This window comes from Streptosporangium sp. NPDC049078 (assembly GCF_040648855.1).
Classification (GTDB): Bacteria; Actinomycetota; Actinomycetes; order Streptosporangiales; family Streptosporangiaceae; genus Streptosporangium.
In genome coordinates, this window is sequence record NZ_JBEZEL010000006.1 from 137,381 (window position 1) to 161,584 (window position 24,204).

The 24,204-nt window shown below is 71.8% G+C and carries 20 protein-coding genes; 14 read left to right on the forward strand and 6 right to left on the reverse strand.

Annotated features, from left to right (window positions below; translation table 11 throughout):
• The first annotated feature begins 13 nt into the window (after positions 1–13).
• The 11 genes from murD (at position 14) to AB0B90_RS11880 (ending at position 12,583) form a co-directional block, all read left to right on the forward strand.
• On the forward strand, positions 14–1,417 hold the full coding sequence (gene murD, locus AB0B90_RS11830; RefSeq protein WP_350948099.1) for a UDP-N-acetylmuramoyl-L-alanine--D-glutamate ligase: 1,404 nt from the start codon (positions 14–16) through the stop codon (positions 1,415–1,417).
• Positions 1,414–2,712, forward strand: a complete 1,299-nt coding sequence (gene ftsW, locus AB0B90_RS11835) for a putative lipid II flippase FtsW (RefSeq protein ID WP_350948100.1) — start codon at positions 1,414–1,416, stop codon at positions 2,710–2,712. The genes murD and ftsW overlap by 4 nt, the downstream gene beginning before the upstream one ends.
• Positions 2,713–2,726: 14 nt before the next feature.
• Positions 2,727–3,815 (forward strand): undecaprenyldiphospho-muramoylpentapeptide beta-N-acetylglucosaminyltransferase, encoded by a 1,089-nt coding sequence (gene murG, locus AB0B90_RS11840; protein WP_350948101.1) that lies wholly within the window; start codon positions 2,727–2,729, stop codon positions 3,813–3,815.
• Positions 3,816–3,924: 109 nt separating this feature from the next.
• Positions 3,925–5,331: a UDP-N-acetylmuramate--L-alanine ligase gene (gene murC / locus AB0B90_RS11845; protein WP_350948102.1), complete on the forward strand. Its 1,407-nt coding sequence runs from the start codon at positions 3,925–3,927 to the stop codon at positions 5,329–5,331.
• A 40-nt stretch (positions 5,332–5,371) separates the two neighbouring features.
• Positions 5,372–6,040, forward strand: coding sequence for an FtsQ-type POTRA domain-containing protein (locus AB0B90_RS11850; RefSeq protein WP_350948103.1), 669 nt, complete (start codon positions 5,372–5,374; stop codon positions 6,038–6,040).
• A 225-nt stretch (positions 6,041–6,265) separates the two neighbouring features.
• Positions 6,266–7,642 carry a cell division protein FtsZ gene (ftsZ, locus tag AB0B90_RS11855; RefSeq protein ID WP_350948104.1) on the forward strand — a complete coding sequence of 459 codons (1,377 nt, stop codon included), beginning with the start codon at positions 6,266–6,268 and terminating at the stop codon, positions 7,640–7,642.
• Positions 7,643–7,732: 90 nt separating this feature from the next.
• On the forward strand, positions 7,733–8,437 hold the full coding sequence (locus AB0B90_RS11860; RefSeq protein WP_350948105.1) for a YggS family pyridoxal phosphate-dependent enzyme: 705 nt from the start codon (positions 7,733–7,735) through the stop codon (positions 8,435–8,437).
• Between the two features lie 121 nt (positions 8,438–8,558).
• Positions 8,559–9,062 carry a cell division protein SepF gene (gene sepF, locus AB0B90_RS11865; RefSeq protein ID WP_350948106.1) on the forward strand — a complete coding sequence of 168 codons (504 nt, stop codon included), beginning with the start codon at positions 8,559–8,561 and terminating at the stop codon, positions 9,060–9,062.
• Between the two features lie 82 nt (positions 9,063–9,144).
• Positions 9,145–9,432, forward strand: coding sequence for a YggT family protein (locus tag AB0B90_RS11870; RefSeq protein WP_350948107.1), 288 nt, complete (start codon positions 9,145–9,147; stop codon positions 9,430–9,432).
• Between the two features lie 49 nt (positions 9,433–9,481).
• Positions 9,482–10,342, forward strand: a complete 861-nt coding sequence (locus AB0B90_RS11875; RefSeq protein WP_350948108.1) for a DivIVA domain-containing protein — start codon at positions 9,482–9,484, stop codon at positions 10,340–10,342.
• Between the two features lie 42 nt (positions 10,343–10,384).
• Complete coding sequence (locus tag AB0B90_RS11880; protein WP_362922337.1) at positions 10,385–12,583, forward strand: hypothetical protein; 2,199 nt, start codon at positions 10,385–10,387, stop codon at positions 12,581–12,583.
• 184 nt (positions 12,584–12,767) lie between these two features.
• Here the strand turns inward: AB0B90_RS11880 and ileS are convergent, their stop codons facing one another.
• On the reverse strand, positions 12,768–15,932 hold the full coding sequence (ileS, locus tag AB0B90_RS11885) for an isoleucine--tRNA ligase (protein WP_362922339.1): 3,165 nt from the start codon (positions 15,930–15,932) through the stop codon (positions 12,768–12,770).
• Between the two features lie 474 nt (positions 15,933–16,406).
• On the opposite strand from ileS, the gene AB0B90_RS11890 reads away from it, so the two are divergent.
• From AB0B90_RS11890 to AB0B90_RS11900, 3 genes are read left to right on the forward strand one after another with little or no spacing between them, the layout of a single operon-like run.
• On the forward strand, positions 16,407–16,826 hold the full coding sequence (locus AB0B90_RS11890; protein WP_350948111.1) for a TraR/DksA C4-type zinc finger protein: 420 nt from the start codon (positions 16,407–16,409) through the stop codon (positions 16,824–16,826).
• On the forward strand, positions 16,790–17,425 hold the full coding sequence (locus AB0B90_RS11895) for a signal peptidase II (protein ID WP_350948112.1): 636 nt from the start codon (positions 16,790–16,792) through the stop codon (positions 17,423–17,425). Before AB0B90_RS11890 ends, AB0B90_RS11895 begins: the two co-directional genes overlap by 37 nt.
• Positions 17,418–18,347, forward strand: a complete 930-nt coding sequence (locus AB0B90_RS11900; RefSeq protein WP_350948113.1) for an RluA family pseudouridine synthase — start codon at positions 17,418–17,420, stop codon at positions 18,345–18,347. Before AB0B90_RS11895 ends, AB0B90_RS11900 begins: the two co-directional genes overlap by 8 nt.
• Before the next feature lie 13 nt (positions 18,348–18,360).
• Here AB0B90_RS11900 and AB0B90_RS11905 read toward each other — a convergent pair whose 3' ends face one another.
• From AB0B90_RS11905 to AB0B90_RS11925, 5 genes are read right to left on the reverse strand one after another with little or no spacing between them, the layout of a single operon-like run.
• Positions 18,361–19,995, reverse strand: a complete 1,635-nt coding sequence (locus AB0B90_RS11905; RefSeq protein WP_362922344.1) for a protein kinase — start codon at positions 19,993–19,995, stop codon at positions 18,361–18,363.
• 43 nt (positions 19,996–20,038) lie between these two features.
• Positions 20,039–21,415, reverse strand: a complete 1,377-nt coding sequence (locus tag AB0B90_RS11910) for an acetyl-CoA carboxylase biotin carboxylase subunit (protein WP_362922346.1) — start codon at positions 21,413–21,415, stop codon at positions 20,039–20,041.
• On the reverse strand, positions 21,412–21,987 hold the full coding sequence (gene accB / locus AB0B90_RS11915) for an acetyl-CoA carboxylase biotin carboxyl carrier protein (RefSeq protein ID WP_362922348.1): 576 nt from the start codon (positions 21,985–21,987) through the stop codon (positions 21,412–21,414). Before accB ends, AB0B90_RS11910 begins: the two co-directional genes overlap by 4 nt.
• Positions 21,980–23,719 carry an acetyl-CoA carboxylase carboxyltransferase subunit alpha gene (locus AB0B90_RS11920; protein WP_362922350.1) on the reverse strand — a complete coding sequence of 580 codons (1,740 nt, stop codon included), beginning with the start codon at positions 23,717–23,719 and terminating at the stop codon, positions 21,980–21,982. The genes accB and AB0B90_RS11920 overlap by 8 nt, the downstream gene beginning before the upstream one ends.
• On the reverse strand, positions 23,716–24,054 hold the full coding sequence (locus tag AB0B90_RS11925) for a TcmI family type II polyketide cyclase (protein ID WP_362922352.1): 339 nt from the start codon (positions 24,052–24,054) through the stop codon (positions 23,716–23,718). Before AB0B90_RS11925 ends, AB0B90_RS11920 begins: the two co-directional genes overlap by 4 nt.
• Between the last annotated feature and the right edge of the window lie 150 nt (positions 24,055–24,204).

Below are 24,204 nucleotides of genomic sequence, written 5' to 3' on the forward strand. Positions count from 1 at the left end.
CCGGGGAGGGCGTGTGATCTGCGTCGCGGGGCTGGGGGTCTCCGGCACCGCCGTGGCCCGCGCGATGGCCGGTCGCGGCGAGAAGGTGGTCGTCCTGGAGGGCAGGGACGGCGAGCGGGCCAGGGCGGTCGCGGGGGAGCTGACCGCGCTCGGCGTCGAGGTGCGCTTCGGCGAACCCGCCGAGCCTCCCGAGGGCACCTCCCTCATCGTCACCACCGGCTGGCCGCCGCACCACCCGCTGCTCGCCGCCGCCGCGGCGGCCGGTATCGAGGTGATCGGCGAGGTCGAGCTGGCCTGGCGGCTCCGAGGCGAGGGCGCCGCCCCCTGGCTGGCGCTGACCGGCACCAACGGCAAGACCACCGCGGTGCGCATGCTCACCGCGATGCTCCTCGCCGCGGGCCACCGGGCGCTCGCCGTCGGCAACGTCGGCACCCCGGTGGTGGAGGCCGTCGCCGGTCCCGGCGACGTGCTGGCGGTGGAACTCTCCAGCTTCCAGCTGCACCGCTCGCCCAGCATCGCCCCGTACGCGGCCGCGGTGCTCAACGTGGCGCCCGACCACCTCGACTGGCACGGCTCCATGGAGGAGTACGCCCGCGTCAAGGGGGAGATCTTCGCCAGGGCCGGGACGGTCGTGTACAACGCCGACGACGAGTGGGCGGCCGGTCTCGCCGCGCCGTACGAGAGCGCGGCCGGGCACGGCGTCACGGCGCGGAGCGTGGGCTTCACCCTCAAGGTGCCCCGGCCCGGCCAGCTCGGCGTGGTCGAGGACCTGCTGGTGGACCGGGCGTTCGTGGCCGACCCGGCGAGCAGCGCCGAGGAGCTCGCCTCGTTCGCCGACATCCGCCCGTTCGCGCCGCACAACGTGGCGAACGCGCTCGCCGCCGCGGCCCTCGCCAGGGCCTACGGGGTGCCCGCCGCCGCCGTCCGCGAGGGACTGCTCGCCTTCGTTCCCGACCCCCACAGGATCGCGCACGTGGCCAGGGTCGCCGAGGTCGACTACGTGGACGACTCCAAGGCCACCAACCCGCACGCCGCCGCCGCCTCGCTGGCCGCCTACCCGTCGATCGTCTGGGTCGCCGGAGGGCAGCTGAAGGGGGCCGACGTCGGCGAGCTGGTACGCCGGGCCGCGCCCAGGCTGCGCGGCGCGGTGCTCCTGGGTGCCGACCGCGAGCGAATTCGCGAGGCTCTGGCGCGACACGCCGGGAATGTTCCCGTGGTGGAGGTGGCGGGGCAAGACACTGGGGTCATGGACCGTGTCGTCACCGAAGCCGCCAGGCTCGCCGCCCCCGGAGACACCGTGCTGCTGGCCCCGGCCGGCGCGTCTCTGGACATGTTCGCCGGTTACCCCGCCCGAGGGGAGGCGTTCGCCCGGGCCGTGCACCGTCTCGCCGAGGGGCACGACGGGGGAGCGGCGTGAGCGCGACCACCCAGGAGGGCGCGCCCGCCCGCCAGGGCGCCCCCGGGCGCCCCGAGGGGTTCCGCGAGCACCTGACCGCCTTCCGTGAGCTGCTCAACCGGCCGCTGACCTCGTACTACCTGATCCTGGGGTGCAGCGGCCTGCTGCTCGTCCTCGGCCTGATGATGGTGCTCTCGGCCTCCAGCATCGAGGCGCTGCAGAAGACGGGCGATCCCTTCTACTGGTTCTTCAAGCAGTCGATCTCGGTCGGGCTCGGCCTCCCGCTGATGTGGATCTGCGCGCAGCTGCCGCCGAGGTTCTTCAGGCTCGCCGGATACCCGCTGATGGCGCTGGCGATCCTCGGGCTGGTGCTCGTGCTGTTCGTCGGCACCTCCCAGCTCGGCGCCCAGCGCTGGATCGACCTCGGCCCCATCTACCTGCAGCCGTCCGAGCCCGCCAAGCTCGGGCTGATGCTCTGGGGGGCCGACCTGCTGGCCCGCAAGGCGCGCAACGGCATGATCGAGTGGCGCAGCCTGTTCATCCCGCTGATGCCGGGCACCGCCATCCTGGCCGTCCTGGTCATGCTGGGCAGCGACCTCGGCACCACGCTGGTGCTGATGCTCATCTTCCTGTCGCTGCTGTGGGTGGTGGGGGCGCCGCTGAAGCTGTTCGGCGGGATCCTCGGGGTGACGGCGCTCGCGACCATCGTCATGATCAGCACCGAGGGATACCGTTCGGCGCGGATCGCCGGGTGGCTCGACCCGTGGGGCAACGCCCAGGGGGCGGGCTTCCAGGCCGTACAGGGACAGATCGCCATCGGCAGCGGCGGCTGGTTCGGGCTGGGGCTGGGGTCCAGCAGGCAGAAGTGGAGCTGGATCCCGCACGCCGAGAGCGACTTCATCTTCTCCATCCTCGGCGAGGAACTCGGCCTGATGGGCACGCTCGTCGCGGTGGCCCTGTTCGGGCTGCTGGGCTACGCGGGGCTGCGGGTCGCCACCCGGGTCAAGGACCCGTTCATCAGGCTCGCCTCCTCCGCCGCGGTCGCCTGGATCGTGGGTCAGGCGCTCGTCAACATCGGCGCGGTCATCGGCGTGCTGCCCATCACCGGCATCCCGTTGCCGCTGGTCTCCTACGGTGGATCGGCCCTGTTGCCCACCCTCGCCGCCCTGGGCATGCTCCTGTCGTTCGCCAAGCAGGAACCCGGCGCCCGCGAGGCGCTGGCGGCCCATGGCCCCGGACCGGTGGCGCGGGGCCTAAGCTGGCTTGGCCTGGGTGGTCCGGCCAGGAAACGACGGCCGGGCCGCGGAAAACGATAAGCGAAAGGACCGAGATGAGGGTGGTCCTCGCCGGCGGCGGGACGGCCGGTCATATCGAACCGGCGCTCGCTCTGGCCGACGCGTTGCGCCGGCTCGACCCGAACATCGGGATCACCTGCCTCGGCACCGAGCGCGGCCTGGAGACCAGGCTGGTGCCCGCCCGGGGATACGAGCTGCAGCTGGTGCCCGCGGTGCCGCTGCCCCGGTCCCTGACGCCCCAGCTGCTGAGCGTGCCGGGCCGTCTGGCGGGCGCGGTCAACGCGGCCGCCGGCATCATGGACCGCGTGCAGGCCGACGTCCTGGTCGGCTTCGGCGGTTACGTGGCCACCCCCGCCTACCTGGCGGCGCGGCGGCGCAACGTGCCGATCGTGGTCCACGAGGCCAACCCGCGCCCCGGCCTGGCCAACCGGCTGGGCGCGCGCCTCACCGAGCACGTGTTCACCGGCCATCCGGACACCCCCCTGGGCCGCGCCGAGCACATCGGGATCCCGCTTCGCCGCGAGATCGTCAACCTGGACCGGTTGTCCATGGGCGACAAGGCCCGGTCCTGGTTCGGCCTGGAGGCCGACCTGCCCACGCTGCTGGTCACCGGAGGTTCCCAGGGGGCGCGCTCGCTCAACCGGGCGGCCCTGGCGGCCGCCCCCGCGCTGCGCAGGGCCGGGGTGCAGGTGCTGCACGTCATCGGCCCGAAGAACACGCTGGAGGAGGAGCCGCCGCCGGGCGACCCCCAGTACGTCGTGCTGCAGTACGTCGACCGGATGGACCTCGCCTACGCGGCGGCCGACTTCGCCCTGTGCCGCAGCGGCGCGATGACCTGCGCCGAACTGACGGCCGTGGGCCTGCCGGCCGCGTACATCCCGCTGCCGCACGGCAACGGCGAGCAGCGGCTCAACGCCACCCCGATCGTGCGGGGCGGCGGCGGTGTGATGATCGACGACGCCGAGCTGTCGGCGGAGTGGATCGTCCACAGCGTGCTGCCCATCCTGTCCGACCCCGAGCGCGTGGTCACCATGTCCGAGGCGGCCGCCAGGATGGGCAGGAAGGACGCCGACGTGACGCTGGCACGCGAGGTGCTGCGGATCGCGGCGCAGGGGAGAGGCTGAATGGGCGCGCAGGGGAGCCGGGGCGGCGGGCGCGGGACCGCCGGAGACGAACGACGGCCGGAGGGGCGCGGACGCGCCCGCGCGGCGAACGAGGAGGGGTGAGCGGCCGATGAGCCTGGTCAAGCTGGTGGATCCGGTCGCGGCCGGCGATCTGGGACGGGTCCACTTCATCGGGATCGGCGGTTCCGGGATGTCCGGGATCGCGCGCATCCTGCTCAAGCGGGGAGTGCCGGTCTCCGGCAGTGACGCGCGGGGCTCGGACCTGGTGACGGAGCTGCGCGATCTGGGGGCGAGGGTCCACATCGGCCACGCCGCCTCCCACATCAAGAACGTCGACACCGTCGTGGTCTCCACCGCGATCCGCGACTCCAACCCCGAGCTGGGCGAGGCGCTCCGCCAGGGCCTGCGGGTCATCCCCAGGGCCGCGGCGCTCGCCTCCGTGATGGCGGGCAAGACCGGTGTCGCGCTGGCCGGCACCCACGGCAAGACCACCACGACCTCGATGCTCACCGTGGCGCTGCAGAAGTGCGGCGCCGACCCCTCGTACTGCGTGGGCGGGCAGTTGGTGACGACGGGCCTGGGCGCCGACGAGGGTTCGGGCGGTACGTTCGTCGCCGAGGCCGACGAGAGCGACGGCTCCTTCCTGATGCTCGCCCCCGACATCGCCGTGGTGACCAACGTCGAGCCCGACCACCTGGACAACTACGGAGACCCGCGCGCGGTCCACGACAGCTTCGCCCGGTTCGTCGAGCGCGTCACCGCCACCATGGTCGTGTGCGCCGACGATCCCGGTTCCGCCGCGCTCATCCCGATCGCCCGCGCCCGCGGCCTGAAGGTGATCACTTACGGCGAGAGCGAGGACGCCGACCTGCGCGTGGACGGGATCGTCCCCGAAGGGCTGGGCATCACCTTCACGATCGTGGGGCACGGGGAGGTCAGGCTCGCGGTGCCGGGCCGCCACAACGCGCTCAACGCCGCCTCCGCGATCGCGGTGGCCAGAGAGCTGGGCGTCTCCTTCGACGAGATCCGTGACGGCCTGGCGGCCTTCACCGGCGCCAAGCGCCGTTTCGAGGCCAAGGGGGAGGCGGGCGGGGTCGCGGTCTTCGACAGCTACGCCCACCACCCGACCGAGCTCGCCGCCGACCTGCGCGCGGCGCGGGACGTGGTGGCGTCCTTCTCCGGCGACGGCAGGGTCATCGCGGTCTTCCAGCCGCACCTGTACTCGCGGACGAGGTTCTTCGCCGACGATTTCGGTACCGCGCTCGGGCTGGCCGACGAGGCCATCGTCCTGGACGTCTACGGGGCCCGCGAGGACCCCGAGCCGGGCGTGTCGGGGGCGCTGGTGGCGGGGAAGGTGCCGCTGCCCGCCGAGCGGGTGGCCTACGCCCCCCGCCGCGACAGCGTGCCCGCCCTGGTGGCGGAGCGGGCCAGGCCCGGTGACATCGTCCTGACCATGGGAGCGGGCGACGTCACCGAGCTCGGTCCCAGGATCGTTGCGGAGCTGGCCGCGCGGTGACTCACGCCAGCGGGCGCGGGTCGCCGGAGGGGGAGTGGCGATGAACGGGGTGTGGAGGTCGGCCTTCCTGGCCCTGCTCACCGTGGGGGTGGTGGGCATCGCCGCCTGGCTGGTGTTCTTCTCCCCGGTGCTCGGGGTGAGGGAGATCCAGGTGGTGGGCAACGCGGGCCTGTCCGCCGAGCAGATCCGCCAGGCGGCGCAGGTGGCCGAGGACATGCCACTCGCCACCGTCGACGTGGCCGAGGTCGAGGGCAGGATCGGCAGGATCCCGCAGGTGGAGTCGGTGACGGTGAGCCGTGGCTGGCCGGGCACCCTGCGCGTCGAGGTCGTGGAGCGCGAGCCGGTGGCGGTGGTGCCGGTCGGTGACAGGTCCGCGCTGATGGACCGCCACGGGATCGTCACCGAGCTCAGGAACGTCGCGCCCCCGGCACTGCCCGTGCTGAGGGTGTCCCGGCCGGGCCCGGCGGATCCCGCGACCGCGGCGGCGCTCAAGGTCATCACCGCGCTGCCGCAGAATCTCGCCCGCCGGGTCGCGGAGGTTCTCGCGCCGTCGGCGGAGACGGTCTCGCTGCGTCTCAAGGACGGCCGCGCGATCGTGTGGGGTGGCGGCGACCGCCCCGCAGACAAGGCGCGGATCCTTGTTACGCTGCTCAAGCGTCCCGCTGACACCTATGACGTCAGTTCGCCTGACGTGGTGACGGTTAAGTGATCTCATCGGATGGCGGGCGTTCCCGGAAAAGGACGGCCCGCGACACGCTGGACACGCTTGCGGCGCGGTTAGTTGACCCGCCAGGAGCGTAACTCCTACTGTCCGTATCACTCCTCAGGTTGACATAAAGCTAAATCTCAACTTGAGGGTGAGGGTTTTGGAAACGACGGCACGGGCCCCGTGCCGCATGAAATTGCAAGTCAACGAGCGGAAAGGCCCCTCGTCGTGGCAGCACCGCAGAACTACCTCGCGGTCATCAAGGTTGTAGGAATCGGCGGAGGCGGAGTCAACGCCGTCAACCGGATGATCGAGGAGGGACTCAAGGGCGTCGAGTTCATCGCCATCAATACCGACGCCCAGGCGCTGCTGATGAGTGACGCCGACGTCAAACTCGACGTCGGGCGCGAGCTCACCCGCGGCCTCGGCGCGGGGGCCAACCCCGAAGTCGGGCGCAAGGCGGCCGAGGACCACCGCGAGGAGATCGAGGAGGTCCTCAAGGGGGCCGACATGGTTTTCGTCACGGCGGGCGAGGGCGGTGGCACGGGCACCGGCGGCGCCCCGGTGGTGGCCAACATCGCCCGTACGCTGGGCGCGCTCACCATCGGTGTGGTGACCCGGCCGTTCAGCTTCGAGGGACGGCGCAGGGCGATGCAGGCCGACGCCGGCATCGAGACCCTCCGCGAGGAGGTCGACACCCTCATCGTGATCCCGAACGACCGGTTGCTGTCGATCTCCGACCGGCAGGTGAGCGTGCTCGACGCCTTCAAGGCGGCCGACCAGGTGCTGCTCTCCGGTGTCCAGGGCATCACCGACCTGATCACCACGCCCGGCCTGATCAACCTCGACTTCGCCGACGTGAAGTCGGTCATGTCCGGAGCCGGTTCGGCCCTGATGGGCATCGGCCACGCCCGCGGCGACGACCGCTCGGTCGCGGCGGCCGAGATGGCCGTCTCCAGCCCGCTGCTGGAGGCCAGCATCGACGGTGCGCACGGCGTGCTGCTCTCGATCGCCGGAGGCTCCGACCTCGGCCTTTTCGAGATCAACGAGGCGGCCCAGCTCGTCTCCACCGCCGCCGCGCCGGATGCCAACATCATCTTCGGTACGGTCATCGACGACGCCCTCGGCGACGAGGTGCGCGTCACGGTGATCGCGGCCGGTTTCGACGAGCCCGCTCCCGAGCCCAAGCAGGCCGCGCAGCCGGCCGCGCGCCCGCAGGCCGTCTCCCGCCCCGCCCCGCCCGCCGCGACGGCGCCGGTCCGCCCGCTGGCGCCCACGGTCAAGGCCGAGCCCCGCCCCGAGCCGAGGGTGGAGCACGCGCCGCCCCCTCCGGTGCGACCGGTCGCCACCCCGCAGCCGGCGCCGGCGGAGCCCACGCCCCAGCAGCAGATCTACCCGGTCCAGCAGGCGCAGCCCTCGGCGGAGCACGCCGAGCCGCACCGCGCGGAGGAGCCGCACTCCCCGCCGTTGTCGATCCCCCGCCCGGCTCCCGAACCCTCGCAGCCGACGCCGATCTCCGCCAGGGCCACCGACCCGGCCCGGCGCCGACCGGTGATCTTCGAGGAGCAGGAAGAGGAGCTGGACGTCCCCGACTTCCTGAAGTGAGATCTCTCACGGTGGGGGTGGCGACGACCTGCCCGGCCGTGCCGGGAAGAATGGGCTCCGCCGGTTTGCCGACGTCCGAGCGGCGGAGATGTGACGGAAACAACACGACGTGATGAGATCGCGGCCGGGCTGGCCCGGGTGGAGGCGGAGATCGCCCAAGCCTGCCGGGCCGCCGGCCGTCACCGCGAGGAGCTGACGCTCATCGCGGTGAGCAAGACCTATCCCGCCGCCGACGTGCGGATCCTGGCCGAGCTCGGGATCACCGACGTGGGGGAGAACCGCGACCAGGAGGCGTCCGCCAAGGCGCGCGAATGCGCCGACCTCGATCTCCGCTGGCACTTCGTCGGCCAGTTGCAGACCAACAAGGTCCGCTCGGTGGTCGGGTACGCGGACGTCGTCCACTCGGTCGACCGTCCGCGCCTGGTGGCCGCGCTCAGCCGGGAGGCGCTCGCGGCGGGACGCCCGGTCACCTGCCTGGTGCAGGTCGCGCTCGACGGCGACCCCGCGCGGGGCGGTGCGCGGCCCGAGGAGGTGGAGGCCCTGGCCGACGCCGTCGCCGGAGCCGAGGGGCTTGAGCTGGGCGGGGTGATGGCGGTCGCGCCACTGGGCGAGGAGCCGGGCAGGGCGTTCGCGAGGCTGAGGGAGATCGCGAGGTCCGTCCGGCGGGCTCACCCCGGCGCCGGTGTCGTCTCGGCGGGGATGAGTGGGGATATGTCCCAGGCTATCGCCAACGGCGCGACACACCTGCGTGTTGGTACGGCGTTGCTCGGTCGCAGGAAGCCCTTCGTCAGGTAATGTCCCTTCAAGTGGACCTTGGCGTCCACGTGTCCGGACAGCGGTCGAACGGTGGTGAGCTCAGGGCGGTCGGGCTGTCCCCCTGGGGCACATCTGAAGTAAGACGGAGGAAGAAGTAGCGATGGCCGGCGCGATGCGCAAGATGGCGGTCTACCTCGGTCTTGTTGAGGACGACCGCTACGAGAGATACGACAGCTACCCCGACGACGAGTACGAGGAGTTCGACGACGCGCGCCGCGAGGGCGACGAGCGGTCTGGCACGGTCCACGACCTCCAGGACGACACCGACTCCGGCGTCCCCGCCCCGAGGCCCGCGACGGCCCTTCTGGAGCGCCGTACGACCGATCTGGCGCGCATCACCACCCTGCATCCCCGCACGTACAACGAGGCGCGGACCATCGGCGAGCACTTCCGTGACGGCACCCCGGTCATCATGAATCTGACCGAGATGGTTGACAGTGACGCCAAGCGGCTCGTTGATTTCGCGGCAGGTCTCGTCTTTGGCCTACACGGCAGCATCGAACGTGTTACGAACAAGGTGTTCCTGTTGTCCCCAGCCAATGTCGAGGTGACCGCCGAGGACAAGGCTCGAATCGCGGAACGCGGATTCTTCAACCAGAGCTAGAGTTCCATCATGAACAGTGACCGGCCTGACAGGTCCCGACGGGCCAGAGGACGGCAGAGCGAAGTGGAGGCGGGCACGGACCGTGGGGATCGTTAGCGGGATCTTGGTCTTCGTCCTGTCCATCTACCTCGTCCTGCTGATCGGCAGAATGATCTTGGAGACGGTGCAGGCGTTCGCGCGCCAGTGGCGCCCCACCGGCATCGTTCTGGTGCTGGCGGAAGCCGTATACACGGTGACCGACCCACCTCTCAAGTTCCTCCGCCGTTTCATTCCACCACTCCGGTTGGGTACGGTGGCCTTTGACCTAAGCTTCACAGTGCTGTTCATTGTGGTCTTGGTCTTGATCCAACTCGTGTCCGCGCTTCGTTGATCGGGTACCGTCCCCCCGGACAGACTCCAAGCGCGCCAAGGAGACCGAAATGCCGCTGACACCCGCCGATGTGCGGAACAAGCAATTCAGTACGACCCGCCTTCGGCCGGGTTACGACGAGGAAGAGGTAGACGCCTTCCTCGATGAGGTCGAGTCCGAGTTGGACCGTCTCATTCAGGAGAACGAGGAGCTCCGCGCCAAGCTGGCGGAGTGCCTGCGGGGCAAGGTCCCCGGCGGTATGGGCATGGCCATGGCGCCGGCCCCCATCGCCGAGCCCAAGCCCGAGATGATGATGCAGCAGCAGCCGGAGCCCATGCGCGCTCCCGAGCCGGTGCAGCATCAGCAGCCTGTTCCCGTCGCGATGGGAATGCCTCCGGCCGAGGACAACATGGACACCGCGGCCCGCGTTCTCGCCCTCGCCCAGCAGACCGCCGACCAGGCCATCGCCGACGCCCGCCGTGAGGCGGACGAGACGGTGACCCGGGCGCGCCGCGAGGCCGACGACATCCTCGGCAAGGCACGTCGCCAGGCCGAGCAGGTCATCGGCGACGCGCGTGCCCGAGCCGAGACGCTGGAACGTGACGCGCAGGAGCGGCACCGCCAGGCCATGGGCTCTCTGGTGCAGACCCGCGACGAGCTTGAGCGCAAGGTCGAGGAGCTCCGCAGCTTCGAGCGCGAGTATCGCAGTCGCCTGAAGCTGTACCTGGAGAACCAGCTCGCAGAGCTGAACGTGGCTGCCGAGGGCAGCGGCGGGTTCCCGATCGTGAGCGGGCCTCCGGCGATGTCCCACGCGGTGGCTCAGGGCGGTCAGCCGACCCTCCAGAGCGCACCCAACCCGTTCGGCGGTGACCCCTCGCAGCACTCCGGTGCCTTCCAGGGCGTTGACGGTCCTCACAACGACCGCCGCTAAGGTGTCGGGTCATCCCCTTGACCCGCACCCGGGAGTCTCTCTGTGATCCTTATCAGCGCCGGTTTGGTACTCACGGCCATCGTCCTGCTCATCGCGGGGTTCGTGCTGGCCAAGCCATTTCTGGTCATGTGGTCGATCGCGGTCAGCGTGTTGTCGGCGGTCTTCCTGGTGATCGGGGCGTTGCTGCGCCGCCACGAGTTGTTCCCCGGCGGGGACGCCGGGGCATCTCAGCCCCTTCCCCAGAAGGGACCGATGCCGGCCGGGCCACTGCCCGCGCCGCACGGGGTGCCGAACCACCCTTCGGCGCCACAGCAGATGATGGTGCGGCACGGGATGCAGCAGGCGCCCGTGGCCCCGACCCAGCCGCGACGCGGCCCGGTGGCCGGACCCGCCACCGCCGCGGCGAGGCGGGGCGCCCTGGCCCCCGAGGCCATCGTGCTGGTCATCCCCGGCCGTAAGCGCTATCACGTCGCGGGGTGCCGCCAGCTGGCCGGCAGGGATCATGAGGAGCTCACCCACGAGGAGGCGCTGGAGGAGGGCTTCACGCCCTGCACCACGTGCCTGCCCGCAGACTCCGCCTCCGGGCCCCAGCCGCGGGAGACCTCGCCCGAGGCGCGGAAGCCCGACGAGCCTCTGACCGCCTCTCGGGAGTCCGGCCCCGTCGCCGGTGCTCGCGAGCCAGGTGCTCATGAGGCCACCGCCCGCTTCACCTCCCCGTACCGGCCCGTGCAGCCCACCGCTCCGTCCGGTGGGGTCTCGTCCGGCGGGCAGCAGACTCCCGGAGCGCGGCCCGAACCTCAGCGGCCCGAGTCCCAGCGCTCCGAGTCCCAGCGGCCCGAATCACAGCGCTCCGAATATCAGCGGCCCGGCGAACAGCAGGGGTCCGAGACTCAGCGGCCCGAATCGCAGCGGTCCGAGACAGCGGCATCGCAGGGCCGTTTCGAGGCTTCGCAGACCAGGGCTGAATCTCCGGCGTCTCCGGCGTTTCCGGTCGCGAGCCGCGACGCCGCGCCCGCCAGGCCGGAGAGCTCCGCAGGCGGTCGCGAGAGCACCGCGTCCCGCCAGGAGACCGGGCGTCCGGAAGCCGAGCCCTCCCAGCAGGACCCCGTCGTCCCGGTCGCCCGGCCCTACGTGCGGTCCTCCGAGCCCCAGCCTCGCTCCTCCGAGCCCAGGCCCCAGCCGCAGAAGCCCGCGAGCCCTCCGGCCCGCCCGGCGGAGCAGCCCACCCGACCGGCGATCCAGTTGCCGAAGATCCCCGAGATCCCGCACGCCGCGTCCGAGGCCACCAGCTGGTTCAGCCGTGACGTGGCCGCGCAGGCGGCAGGGGAGAGCCGGGAGGCCTCCGCCGGCTCCGTGGGCGCCTCGGCCAAGCCCGGTTCGCCGAAGCCGGAGCCTGACTCCGCGAAGGCCGGACCCGAGCCCGCCGCCTCAGGCGCCCCAGGATCTTCCGGTACGCCGGCCACGGACGCCTCGGCGAGCCGGGCCGGGGCGTCCGACCCCGATGAGCCGGACGCCGGCGGGGTCGCGTCCGCGAAGTCCGGGTCAACCGGATCCGATCAGGCCGAGGTCGAGCCCACCAGGCCCGCTCGGACCAAGCCCGCGAAGGACGAGCAGACCAGGAGCCGACCGGCCGAGGCCACGTCCGCCGACTCCGCGAAGGGCGGGTCCGGTGGCGGGGAGGCCCGCGCCGAAGCCGTCCCCGGCGAGAACGCCTCCTCCGCGGAGGCGGAAACCACGACCGCCGGTCGGGAGACCTCTCCGGAGCCCTCGGGTTCCTCCGGGCGAGAAGACTCCGCCACGGTCGGCACCCCCGAGCCGGTGGAGCCGGCCGAGACCGCACCCGGGCGCGCCGGGCGGCAGGTAGCGGCCGACTCCACCTCAGCCGAACCCGACCCGGCACCCGAGAACGCCTCGGCCGATGTGAGGTCCGAAGCAGGCGCGGGGGCCTCCTCCCGCGACGGCCGCGACGACGGCGACGCCCCCGATGATCGAGACGACGACACCTCTCCCGGCGGTATCCCCGCCATCAAGGACCGGCCGCGCCCCGCGACCGAGGAGCGGGAGACGGACGGCGAGACGGTCACGGTCATCGCCGGCACCCGCCGCTTCCACGATTCCGACTGCCCTCTCGTCAAGGGGGCCAGCGTGGGCGGCAGCGGCGTCGAGACCACGACCCGAGCCGAGGCCGAGCGGGCCGGTCTGAGCAACTGCCCGATCTGCCGGATCGACCGCCGGACGTGAGCTGACCGGGCAGGCCGGATGCCCGGCCCTTACCGGCCCCTCCGCACATCCGTACCGCTGTGAACCATGACGGCCGGGGTTTCCTGGAGGACATCCAGGAAACCCCGGCCGCGTCCGGTCTCGCCGACCTTCCCGGGCCGGTCCGACCGGTTGAGCCGATCGGACCGGCCGGACCGGTCAGCGGTCAGACCGTCGTCGTCGCGCGGCGGAGCTGGAAGGTCAGGCCCAGCTCCGCGTCGCCGTGGACGGGGAGGTCGTCGGCGCCGCCCTCGGTGAGGGAGACGGCGAGGACCTCGTCGGCCACCGCCTGTCCCTGGGTTCGCAGGGCTTCGGCCAGGTCGGCGTCGCCGGTGGACCACCACACGTCGATCCGGTCGGCGATCGACAGGCCGGTGGACTTGCGGGTGTCCTGGAGCAGGCGGATGACGTCGCGGATCAGGCCCGCGCGGCGCAGCTCGTCGGTGATGGTCAGGTCGAGGGCGACCGTCTCACCGGCCCCGGCCTCCACCGCCCAGCCCGACCTCGGCTGCTCGGTGACGATCACGTCGTCGGCGCCGAGCTCCACGGTGCCCAGCTCTCCCGCCTCCACCGGGACCGGTGAACCGGTACGGAGCGCGCGGGCGAGCTCGGCGGGATCCGCGGCGGTGACGGCCGAGGCGACCAGCTTGGTCCGCGAGCCGAACCGCTTGCCCAGCGCCCTGAAGTTGGGCTTGACCGTGAAGGACACCAGGTCCGCTCCGATCCCGGACAGGTCCTCCAGGTCCTTCACGTTGAGCTCGTCGGTGATCAGCTCGCGCAGTTCCGGGGGGAGCGTGGCCCAGCCGGGGGCGCCGACCAGGGCCCGGCCGAGCGGCTGGCGGGTCTTGACCCCGCTGGAGGCGCGGGCCGAGCGGCCCAGCTCCACCAGGCGACGGACCAGCGCCATCCGCTCGGACAGCTCCGGGTCCAGCAGTTCGCCGTTGACCTCGGGCCAGGAGGCGAGGTGGACCGAGGAGGGGGCGTCGGCGTCGGCGTCGCGGAGCACGTCCCACACGTAGTCGGTGGTGAACGGCACCACCGGCGCCATCAGCCGGGTGACCGTCTCCAGGCACTCGTACAGCGTGGCGAACGCCGCGGGGTCACCGCTCCAGAAGCGGCGCCGGGAACGCCGTACGTACCAGTTGGACAGGTCGTCGAGGAACTCGGCGAGGCGCCGCCCGACGCGGGCGGTGTCGAAGACGTCCATCGACGCGGTGACCTCGTCCACGGTCCTGTGCAGCTCGGCGAGGGCCCAGCGGTCGATCAGCGGGCGCTCGTGGTACGCGGGCGCCGCCGACAGCTGGGACGGCGACCAGGACTCCGCGTTCGCGTACAGGGTGAAGAACGACGTGGTGTTCCAGTAGGTGAGCAGGACCTTGCGGACGATCTCCTCAAGGGCGCCGTGCCCCACCCTGCGGGCCGCCCACGGCGAGCCGGAGCAGGCCATGTACCAGCGCAGCGCGTCGGCGCCGTGCTGGTCCATCAGCGGCATCGGCTGCAGGACGTTGCCCAGGTGCTTGCTCATCTTGCGGCCGTCCTCGGCGAGGATCAGGCCGAGGCAGAGCACGTTCTCGTACGAGGACCTGCCGAAGACGAGCGTGCCCACCGCCATCAGCGAGTAGAACCAGCCGCGGGTCTGGTCGGTGGCCTCGCAGATGAACTGCGCGGGATACGCCTTGGCGAGCATCTCCTCGTTCTGGTACGGGGCGCCCCACTGGGCGAACGGCATCGAGCCCGAGTCGTACCAGGCGTCGATCACGTCGGGCACCCGGCGCGCCTCGTCGCCGCAGGTGGGGCAGGGCAGGGTGACGTCGTCCACGTAGGGGCGGTGCGGGTCGAGCGCGGAGACGTCCTGACCGGACAGGCGGCCCAGCTCGTCCAGCGAGCCGACGCAGGTGACGTGCGAGTCGTCGGTGGTGCAGACCCACAGGGGCAGCGGGGTGCCCCAGTAGCGTGAGCGCGACAGCGACCAGTCGACGTTGTTGCGCAGCCACTCGCCGAACCGGCCCCACTTGATCGTCTCGGGGTACCAGTTGGTCTTCTCGTTCTCGGCGAGGAGCTGGTCCTTGATCGAGGTGGTGCGGATGTACCAGGCGGGGAGGGCGTAGTAGAGCAGCGCGGTGTGGCAGCGCCAGCAGTGCGGGTAGCTGTGCTCGAAGTGGCCGCCCCGGTAGAGCAGGCCGCGCGTCCGCAGGTCGGCGGTGAGCCCTTCGTCGGCGTCCTTGAAGAACGTGCCGCCGACCTGGGGAACGTTGTCGAGGAAGCGGCCGTCGGGGCCGATCGGGTTGACCACGGGCAGCCCGTAGCGCTTGCAGGTCGTCATGTCGTCGGCGCCGAAGGCGGGCGCCTGGTGGACCAGGCCGGTGCCGTTGTCGGTGGTGACGTAGTAGCCGAGCACCACGTAGTGCGCACCGGGGATGTCGACCAGCTCGAAGGGGCGCGTGTAGGTGGTGTGCTCCAGGTCGGCCCCCTGGAAGGAGGCGAGGACCTCGGCGCCCTCGCCCAGCGCGGCGGCGAGCAGCGGCTCGGCCACGACGAGGACCTCGTCGGATCCGGCGGGACGGGCCGCGACGTAGGTCACGTCCGGGTGCACGGCCACGGCGGTGTTGGAGACCAGGGTCCACGGCGTGGTGGTCCAGATCAGCAGCGAGGCGCCGAGGTCGGCGAGCGGCCCCGAGGTCGCGGGCATGCGGACGTAGACCGACGGGCTGTTCACGGTCTCGTAGCCGCCCGGCTGGCCCAGCTCGTGGTCGGACAGGCCGGTGCCGCAGCGGGGGCAGTACGGGGTGATGCGGAAGTCGCGGGTGAGGAGGTCCTTGTCGAAGATGACCTTGAGCGACCACCAGACGGACTCCACGTAGGCGGGGTCCATCGTGCGGTACGCCTGGGACAGGTCGATCCAGTAGCCCATCCGCTCGGTCATTTCCTCGAAGGCGTCCACGTGCTTCAGCACGGACTCGCGGCACCTGTCGTTGAACTCGGCGATGCCGTACGCCTCGATCTCCTTCTTGCCGGAGAGGCCGAGGGACTTCTCGACGGCGACCTCGACAGGCAGTCCGTGGCAGTCCCAGCCCGCCTTGCGGGGGACGTTGTAGCCACGCATCGACTTGTAGCGGGGGAAGACGTCCTTGAAGACACGCGCCTCGACGTGGTGGACGCCGGGCATGCCGTTGGCGGTGGGCGGACCCTCGTAGAAGACCCAGTTGGGACCGCCGGCGTTCTGCTCGACCGAGCGCTCGAAGATCTTGCCGTCCCGCCAGCGGTCGAGCACCTCGTGCTCAAGCGCGGGAAGATCGACCTGCGCGGGAAGAGAGCGGAAATAGGCGGACATGATGGGCTGGACCTCCACGCTGGAACCGGCTGTGGCGTGGAGGGACGAGGCCGTCGGGCCCCGCGGTACCACCCTCCTTGACCTCGCGTGCGAGGCCCTCTTCCTTCGGTCTGCTGCCGGGTCTACTGGGCCGCCGCGGATCTTCTCCGGGACGTCGCGGCCGTTCTTCCGGCGGCTCCGGGGTGATCGTGCCTTCGCGCCTCGCCCCGGGCTCGCACCGTCCCCGGGTCGCTCGTGCGAGGGGATGCGGAGGTTGCTGTCCCCATCAACGCCTTGCAGGCTCACACGATAACGCACCCGCCCCCCTGGAAGCTTCCCGTTATCGAGGCAGGCTGAGCGGAATCAGGGGGAAGCGACCGGATGCTACGGGAGTGGTAAACAATGCGGCGGGTCGTTTGCCGTTCTGTTATAGAAGACCTAAGCTGCCCGCACCGCTTACCACATTGGAAACGGTCATCGAGCAAGGAGGCCGCCATGGCCGCGACCGTGCGCGCACACAACAGCGCGGTGGCGCCGTCCCAGGACGGCGCCGTCGTCACCTGGTCGGCCGAGGAACTCAAGGTGGTCCGTGAGCAACTGGCCACGGAGATCCGAGAGCTCACCGAGGAGATCGCCAAGGCCGAGACGGAGATCGCGTCGAGCGACGTCACCGACGGCGCGGGCGACGATCAGGCCGACGCCGGAGCCCGGACGTATGAACGCGAGCGCGAAATCGCCCTTACCCTGAACTCGCGCGACCTGGTCGCGCAGAACGAGCGAGCGATCGCCCGGATCGACGCGGGGACCTACGGAGTGTGCGAATCGTGCCATCAGCCGATCGGAAAGGAGCGCCTTCAGGCGTTTCCGAGGGCGACGCTGTGCGTGGCCTGCAAGCAGCGGGAGGAGCGCCGCTGACCGGTGACAGCGAGGACGGGGCGGTTTCCGCCGCCCCGCTCCCGAGGCGGCGGATCGCCGTACTCGCGACGATCGTCCCCGTCATCTACGCCCTCGACCTGGCCACGAAGACCCTCGTGCTTCGGACCCTGGAGGGCAGGGAACCGCTCGTGGTCGTCCCGGATCTCCTCCAGTTCCGGGTGATCTTCAACTCGGGGGCCGCCTTCAGTCTCGGCACCGGGATGACGATCATCTTCACCTGTGTCGCGACCGCCGTCGTGGTGGCGATCCTGCGCACCGCGCGCAACCTGCGCAGCCTGCCCTGGGCGATCACGCTGAGCCTGCTGCTCGGCGGGGCACTCGGCAACCTCACCGACCGGATCTTCCGCTGGCCCTCGGGCTTCGGGCCCGGCAGGCCCTCGCCCTTCCAGGGGCACGTGGTCGACTTCATCGAGACCTTCCCCGGCCACTTCCCGGTCTGGAACGTCGCCGACTCGGCGATCGTCTGCGGGGGCATCCTGGCGGTCGTTCTCGCCTGGCGGGGCTACCAGCTCGACGGCACGCGCGACATGGGAGCCGAGAAGACCACGAAGGAAACGAAGGAGAACAGCGATGGCTGACCGGCGAAGCCTGCCCGTCCCCGACGGGCTGGAGGGCGAGCGCCTCGACGCCGCCCTGTCACGCCTGTTCGGCCTCTCCCGCACCCGCGCGGCCGAGCTGATCGTCGCCGGTGACGTGCTGGTGGACGGCGCGACCGCGATCAAGTCCGACCGGGTCCACGGCGGCGCGTGGCTGGAGGTCACCCTTCCGCCGCCGCCCACCACGCCGATGCCGGTGGCCGAGCCCGTGCCCGGAATGCACATCGTGTACGAGGACGACGACATCGTCGTCGTCAACAAGCCCATCGGCGTGGCCGCCCACCCGACCACCGGATGGACCGGTCCCACCGTGATCGGCGGTCTGCTGGGCACCGGCCACCGGGTGGCCACCAGCGGCGCGGCCGAACGCCAGGGCATCGTGCACCGGCTGGACGCCAACACCACCGGCGCGATGGTCGTCGCCAAGAGCGAGCACGCCTACTCCCACCTGAAGAGGGCTTTCAAGGAGCGTACGGTCGACAAGCGCTACCACGCGCTGGTCCAGGGCCACCCCGACCCGCACCGAGGCACGGTGGACGCGCCGATCGACCGCCATCCCGTCGGGGACGGCCGCTGGGCGGTGGTGGCCGGGGGCAAGGACTCGGTCACCCACTACGACACGATCGAGGCGTTCCGCGCGGCGTCGCTGCTGGACATCAAGCTGGAGACGGGCCGCACCCACCAGATCAGGGTCCACATGTCGGCGCTGCGCCACCCGTGCGTCGGCGACATGCTGTACGGGGCCGACCCCACCCTGGCCGCGCGCCTGGGGGTGAGCAGGCAGTGGCTGCACGCGGTCTCCCTCGCCTTCGAGCACCCTTCCACCGGCGAGTGGGTCTCCTTCAGCACCGCCTACCCCGAAGATCTGGCCCAGGCTCTCAGGATCGTCGCCGCCGAGTCCTAGCGCCGCACACCGATCAGCCGTTCCTGATCTCGCCTCCGGTGTCCGTGTCCTGGCCCGGCTCGTTGATCACTCCGGCGTTCGCGACCTTGCTCTCGGAGGCCGTCCCGGCGTTGGGGTCGACCTGGTCGGGTGAGTCGCCCTGCTGCCCCTCGCCCGGCGCGGTGTCCTGCCCCGAGCCCTCGCCGGTCCCCTCACTCTGGTCCTGCTCCTCGTTCTGCCCCTGGCCGGCGGGGTCCTCCTCAGGCTTGTCGGGTTTGTCGGGCTTGTTTTGAGGGTCCTGTGACGGCTTGGGCGACGGCTTCTCCGACGGTTCGCCCGACGGCCTGTCCCGTGGCGCGGGGTCGTCGTTCCTCGCCCTTTCCGGGGCGGGGCGACCCGAGGTCCCGCCACCGTTGTCTCGCGCGGGTACCTTCGCCTGCTCGGGCTTGTTCGAGGGCTTCTTCTCGTCGGGCCCCACGCTCGCCGACGTCGGCTGATCCCGGGGGATCGGGGGCGAGGAGTTGACGGCGACCCACGCCGCACCTCCCGCGGTCGCGGCGATGGCGAGCGTCGCCGCGACCAGGGCGGCCATCGCCGGGCGTCGCCTCCTCCGGGGGACGAAGCCCGGCCCCTGCTCCGGGCCGGATCCGGCGGGCACGGGAGGCGGCGGCGGTGTGGCCTCGGCCGGAGCGGTGGGTGCGCCGTCCGGACCCGGGACCGCGGCCACCAGGGGAACCGCCAAGGAAGATCCGGTCGACGGTCCGGTGGCGGCCCCGGCGGGCGGTGCGGTGGGCGGTGCGGTGGGCAGTTCGATGGGCAGTTCGATGGGCATGGTCGGTTCCGGTGCGGTGCCGTTCACCAGGGAGGTGAGGTGGACCTGCACATCGCGGGCCGACATGCGTCGCGCGGAATCCTTGTGGAGCAGGCCGAAGATCACCGGGGCGAGCGGCCCGGCGAACCGCATCGGCGACGGCTCCTGGTGCATGACGGCGCTGAGCGTCGCGAGCGGGTGGGCACGCTCGAAGGGGGAGCGTCCCTCGACCGCCACGTAAAGCGTCACGCCGAGCGACCACAGGTCGGAGGCGAACTCGGCCGGCCCGCCGCTCGCCCGCTCCGGCGCGATGAACGCCGGGGTGCCGATGAGCGAGCCGGTCCTGGTGATCGAGGAGTCGCCCTCCAGGACGGCGATGCCGAAGTCGGTGAGCACCGCCCGTCCGTCCCTGGCGATCAGCACGTTGTCCGGCTTCACGTCGCGGTGCAGGACACCGGCGTGGTGGGCGGCGAGCAGCGCGCCCAGCACCTCCAGCCCGATCCGCGCCACCCGCATCGGCGGCAGCGGCCCGTCCTCCCTGACCACCGCTCCGAGCGTGCGGGAGTCGATGAGCTGCATGATGATCCAGGGGCGCCCGTTCTCCTCGATCACGTCGTAGACCGTCGCCACCCCCGGGTGGCCGCCGATCCGCCCGGCGGTACGGGCCTCCCTGAGGGTCCGGACGGTGAAGACCTCCCGCTCGGGACCGGTGAGGTCGGGGGAGGGGACGACCTCCTTGACCGCCACCTCCCGGCCCAGGACCTCGTCCCGCGCTCGCCAGACCGTTCCCATGCCTCCTCGGCCGATGCGTTCGAGCAGGCGGTAGCGGGCTCCGATGATCCCCTGAGAATCGGTCATGGGGTGGCGAGTACCCAGGATTTACGTCGGCATTCAGGAAAGTTTACGCAGACCAGAGCATGTGCCCTTCTTCGCGCATGAACGTGTCCACGAATCCGGTGCCGTGCTCACCCGCCGCGAACCGCGGTTGCGCGAGCAGGGCGCGCAGCAACGGGATGGTGGTGGCCACCCCCGGTCCCTCCACGGCGAACTCGGCGAGCGCGCGGTCCGCCCTGGCGATCGCCTCCTTTCTGGTGGGCGCCCAGACGACCAGTTTCGCGATCATCGAGTCGTAGTCGGGGGGAATCGTGTCGCCCTGGGCGAACCCGGAGTCGACCCGCACCCCGGGTCCGCCGGGCGGACGAAAGACCGTCAGGCGGCCAGGAGTGGGGCGGAACCCCGCGCCCGGGTCCTCGGCGTTCACCCGGCACTCGACGGCCGCGCCGGTGAAGCGGATCTGCTCCTGGGTGAACGGCAGGAGCTCGCCCGCCGCCACCCGGATCTGCTCCCTGACCAGGTCGACGCCGGTGAGCATCTCGGTCACCGGGTGCTCGACCTGGATACGGGCGTTGATCTCCATGAAGGTCGCCTCGCCGGTCGGGCCGACCAGGAACTCCATCGTCCCCGCTCCGGTGTAGCCCACGTGCCGCGCTCCCGCCACGGCGTACTCGCCGAGCCGCCCGCGCGCCTCCTCGGACAGGGCGGGGGAGGGCGCCTCCTCGACGAGCTTCTGGTTGCGCCGCTGCAACGAGCAGTCGCGCTCCCCCAGGTGCACGACGGTCCCGGCGGAATCTCCCAGCAGCTGCACCTCCACGTGGCGGGCCACGGGCACGAACCGCTCGATGTAGACGTCGCCGTCACCGAACATCCGCCGGGCGAGCGCGGTGGTGCGCCGGTAGACGTCACGCAGCTCCGCCCGGTCGCGCGCCACCTCGATGCCCCGCCCGCCGCCGCCCGCGACGGCCTTCACGATGACCGGATAGCCGATCTCGGAGCCGATCCGCTCGGCCTCGGCCGCGGAGGAGACGGCGCCGTCGCTGCCGGGCAGGACGGGCAGCCCGGCCTCGGCCATCAGGGAGCGCGCCCGCGCCTTGTCGCCGACGCGCTCCATGACCTCGGGACGGGGACCGATGAAGGTGATCCCGCTGTCCGCGCAGATCCTCGCGAAGTCGGCGTCCTCCGACAGGAAACCGTAGCCGGGGTGGATCGCCTCCGCCCCGGTCTGCAGGGCCGCCTCGATGACGGCGGGCACCGAGAGGTAGCTGCGCCGCGCCGGGGCCGGGCCGATGTGGACGGCTCTGTCGGCGTAGGCCACGAACCGGGCGTCCCGGTCGGCCGTGGAGTACACGGCGACGGTCTCGATGCCCATCTCGCGGCAGGTCCTGGCCACGCGCAGCGCGATCTCGCCCCGGTTGGCGATGAGTATCCTTCCGAAGCTCATGGCTCGTCCGTCCGTAGCCGCACCAGGACCTGCCCGTACTCCACAGGCTCGCCGTTTCCCACGACCACCTCGACGACCTCGCCCGCCTGGCCGGCGGCCACCGGGTTCATGAGTTTCATCGCCTCGACGAGGCCGACCGTCTGTCCCGCGTCCACCCGGTCGCCGGGTCGTACGAACGGCGGGGCTCCCGGCTCGGCGGCGACGTAGAAGGTGCCCACCAGGGGAGAGGTCACCGCGTACGAGGCGGGGTCCTCCCGCTCGGGCGACCCGGCCGCCTGCTCCGTGGTCACGGCCGCGGGCTGCTGGACCGGCGCGGCGGGCTGGGAGGCGGGCCGCAGGACCGGGGGAGGGGCCTGGGGAAAGGCCCAGGTCACCTCAAGGGCGCACTCGCCCAGGCGCAGGGAGATGCCGGCCACCGGTCCCGGGACGGCCTTGACGAGGTTGGCGACCTCCTCGCGCAGCAGCCGCATCGCCGCGTGGGTCTCCTCCCCCTCACTCCGCCTCTCGGTGTCTCGGACCACCGCGTGGGTGTCCTCTCCCCGGCCCTGCCTTCCGGTGGCCCGCTCACTCATCCTCGACCACCCCCAGCACGCGGAACCTCTCGTGGCGGTGCTTGCGCAGCTCGTCGCCGTCGAGCCCGGACAGCTCGCGCAGTGATTCCAGTACGGCCGACCTGAGCGCGTCCATCGCCGCTCGCGGATCCTCCTGGGCACCGCCCGCGGGCTCCGGCACGACCCCGTCCACGACACCGAGCCGCAGCAACTCGGGCGCGGTGATCCGCAGGGAACCGGCCAGCTCGGTGGCGTGTGAGGGATCGCCGTACAGGATCGCCGAGCAGCTCTCCGGGCTGATCACCGAGTAGACGGCGTGGCGCAGCATCAGGACCCGGTTGGCCAGCGCGAGGGCCAGCGCCCCGCCGCTGCCTCCCTCGCCGACCACGGTGGCGACCACCGGCACGGACAGCTCCGACATGCCGGCGAGGCACTCGGCGATCGCCCAGGACTGCCCGCGATCCTCGGCTCCGACGCCCGGGGCCGCGCCCTGGGTGTCGACGAGCGTCACCACCGGCAGGCCGAGCCGGTCGGCGAGCCGCATCAGCCGCAGTGCCTTGCGGTAGCCCTCGGGATGGGCGAGACCGAAGTTTCTGGCGACGAGTTCCCCGGTGTCGTGCCCCTTCTGATGACCAATGATCATCACGGGTGTCCCGTCGAGCAGGCCGGTGCCGCCGACGATCGCCGGGTCGTCGCCGTGCGTGCGGTCTCCGTGAAGCTCCACGAAGTCCGAGCACAGGTGCCAGATGTAGTCGAGGGCGGTCGGACGCCGGGTGTCGCGGGCCAGCCGCAGGGTCTCCCGGGCGGCCGGCGCGCCGGACAGCTCGCCCGGATCGCGGATCACCGCCGCGGACCGGGCGGGGAGCGGCGTCCCCTGCGCGGATCCGTTCCCGTTTCGCACGTCTCGGTGTGGTGCGTTCCCGGTCTGTTCGTTTCCGGGGCGGCCGGTCGTGGACAGCAGCCGGACGAGCAGGGGACGCAGCCCTTCGCGGGGCTCGACCCGGTCGAGCATGCCGCGTTCGGCGAGGTATTCGGCGCTCTGGAACCCGGGCGGGAGCTTCTCGCGGGTGGCGGAGGCGATGACGCGCGGCCCCGCGAAGCCGACGAGCGCACCGCGCTCGGCGATCAGCACGTCCCCGAGAGTGGCGAAGGAGGCGGTCACCCCGCCGAAGGTGGGATCGGTCAGCACGCAGACGCTGAGCACGCCCGCCCGCCGCAGTCGTCGCATCGCCTGGGCGGTCTTGCCCATCTGCATCAGTGACAGGCAGCCCTCCTGCATGCGGGCGCCTCCCGAGGCGACGGCCAGGACCAGCGGCACGCGCTCGCTCAGCGCCCGCTCGCAGGAGCGGGTGACGGCCTCGCCGACCGCCGAACCCATGCTGCCGCCGAGGAAGGAGAAATCCATGACGGCGACGACCACGCGGTGGCCGCCGATCGTGGCGGTGCCGTGCAGGACGGCGTCGTCCAGGCCGGTGCGCTCGCGTGCCCGCGCCAGGCGCTCGCCGTAGGGCAGGGAGTCGGTGAATCCCAGCGGGTCGCCACCGCGCACCCGGGGGGCGGCGACGAAGGAACCGTCGTCCACCAGTGTGCGCAGCCGCTCGTCGGCGCACAGCCGGTGGTGGTGGTCGCACTCGGGGCAGACGCCCCGCGTACGGGCCAGGCGGGGGACGTACACGATGGACGCGCAGCCGGGGCAGCGAGACCACAGGGCGGGGGCGGGGGCGGTGGCCGGTGCGGCGGGGGAGATCGTCACAGGGCACGCTCCTGGGGGGTCCAGTGGTAGAACCGCTGTGCCATCGCGTCGGCGGGGCCGCGCCAGGTGTCCGGGTCGTACGGTCTGACGTGCGGGGCGAGCTCCCGGCTCAGCCGCAGGAAGTCCTCGCGTCCGCCGGCCGTGGCCATCGCCTCGGCTGCGGATCCCCCGAACTCGACGTGGTGGAAGTAGAGGTCTCGGTAGCGGAACAGGTCGCGGCGCGTCACCCCGAGCGCGCGGGGCAGCTCGCCGGCGTCGGACTCGCCGAAGAGGCGGGAGACCTCGCCGGAGCCGCCGGGGGTGAGGCGGGCGACGATCAGAATCCGGTCGGGCACGGGAACTCCTCGGTGTCCGGTCGATCGGGTCCGTCCCACCGTAGGAACCGGGCCGGGCCGCTGTCGCCCGCCGCCGGCGTGAACCCGGGACTCCTCCGGGGAGGGGACCCCCTCCTTCCCCGAGGGGAGCCGTCCTCTTTCCCGGGCCCC

Coding starts and splice junctions, on each gene's coding strand:
- murG (WP_350948101.1), top strand. CDS start 2,727: ATGAGGGTGGTCCTCGCCGGCGGCGGGACGGCCGGTCATATCGAACCG.
- murC (WP_350948102.1), top strand. CDS start 3,925: ATGAGCCTGGTCAAGCTGGTGGATCCGGTCGCGGCCGGCGATCTGGGA.
- AB0B90_RS11850 (WP_350948103.1), top strand. CDS start 5,372: ATGAACGGGGTGTGGAGGTCGGCCTTCCTGGCCCTGCTCACCGTGGGG.
- sepF (WP_350948106.1), top strand. CDS start 8,559: ATGGCCGGCGCGATGCGCAAGATGGCGGTCTACCTCGGTCTTGTTGAG.
- AB0B90_RS11875 (WP_350948108.1), top strand. CDS start 9,482: ATGCCGCTGACACCCGCCGATGTGCGGAACAAGCAATTCAGTACGACC.
- ileS (WP_362922339.1), bottom strand. CDS start 15,932: ATGTCCGCCTATTTCCGCTCTCTTCCCGCGCAGGTCGATCTTCCCGCG.
- AB0B90_RS11890 (WP_350948111.1), top strand. CDS start 16,407: ATGGCCGCGACCGTGCGCGCACACAACAGCGCGGTGGCGCCGTCCCAG.
- AB0B90_RS11900 (WP_350948113.1), top strand. CDS start 17,418: ATGGCTGACCGGCGAAGCCTGCCCGTCCCCGACGGGCTGGAGGGCGAG.
- AB0B90_RS11905 (WP_362922344.1), bottom strand. CDS start 19,995: ATGACCGATTCTCAGGGGATCATCGGAGCCCGCTACCGCCTGCTCGAA.
- AB0B90_RS11910 (WP_362922346.1), bottom strand. CDS start 21,415: ATGAGCTTCGGAAGGATACTCATCGCCAACCGGGGCGAGATCGCGCTG.
- accB (WP_362922348.1), bottom strand. CDS start 21,987: ATGAGTGAGCGGGCCACCGGAAGGCAGGGCCGGGGAGAGGACACCCAC.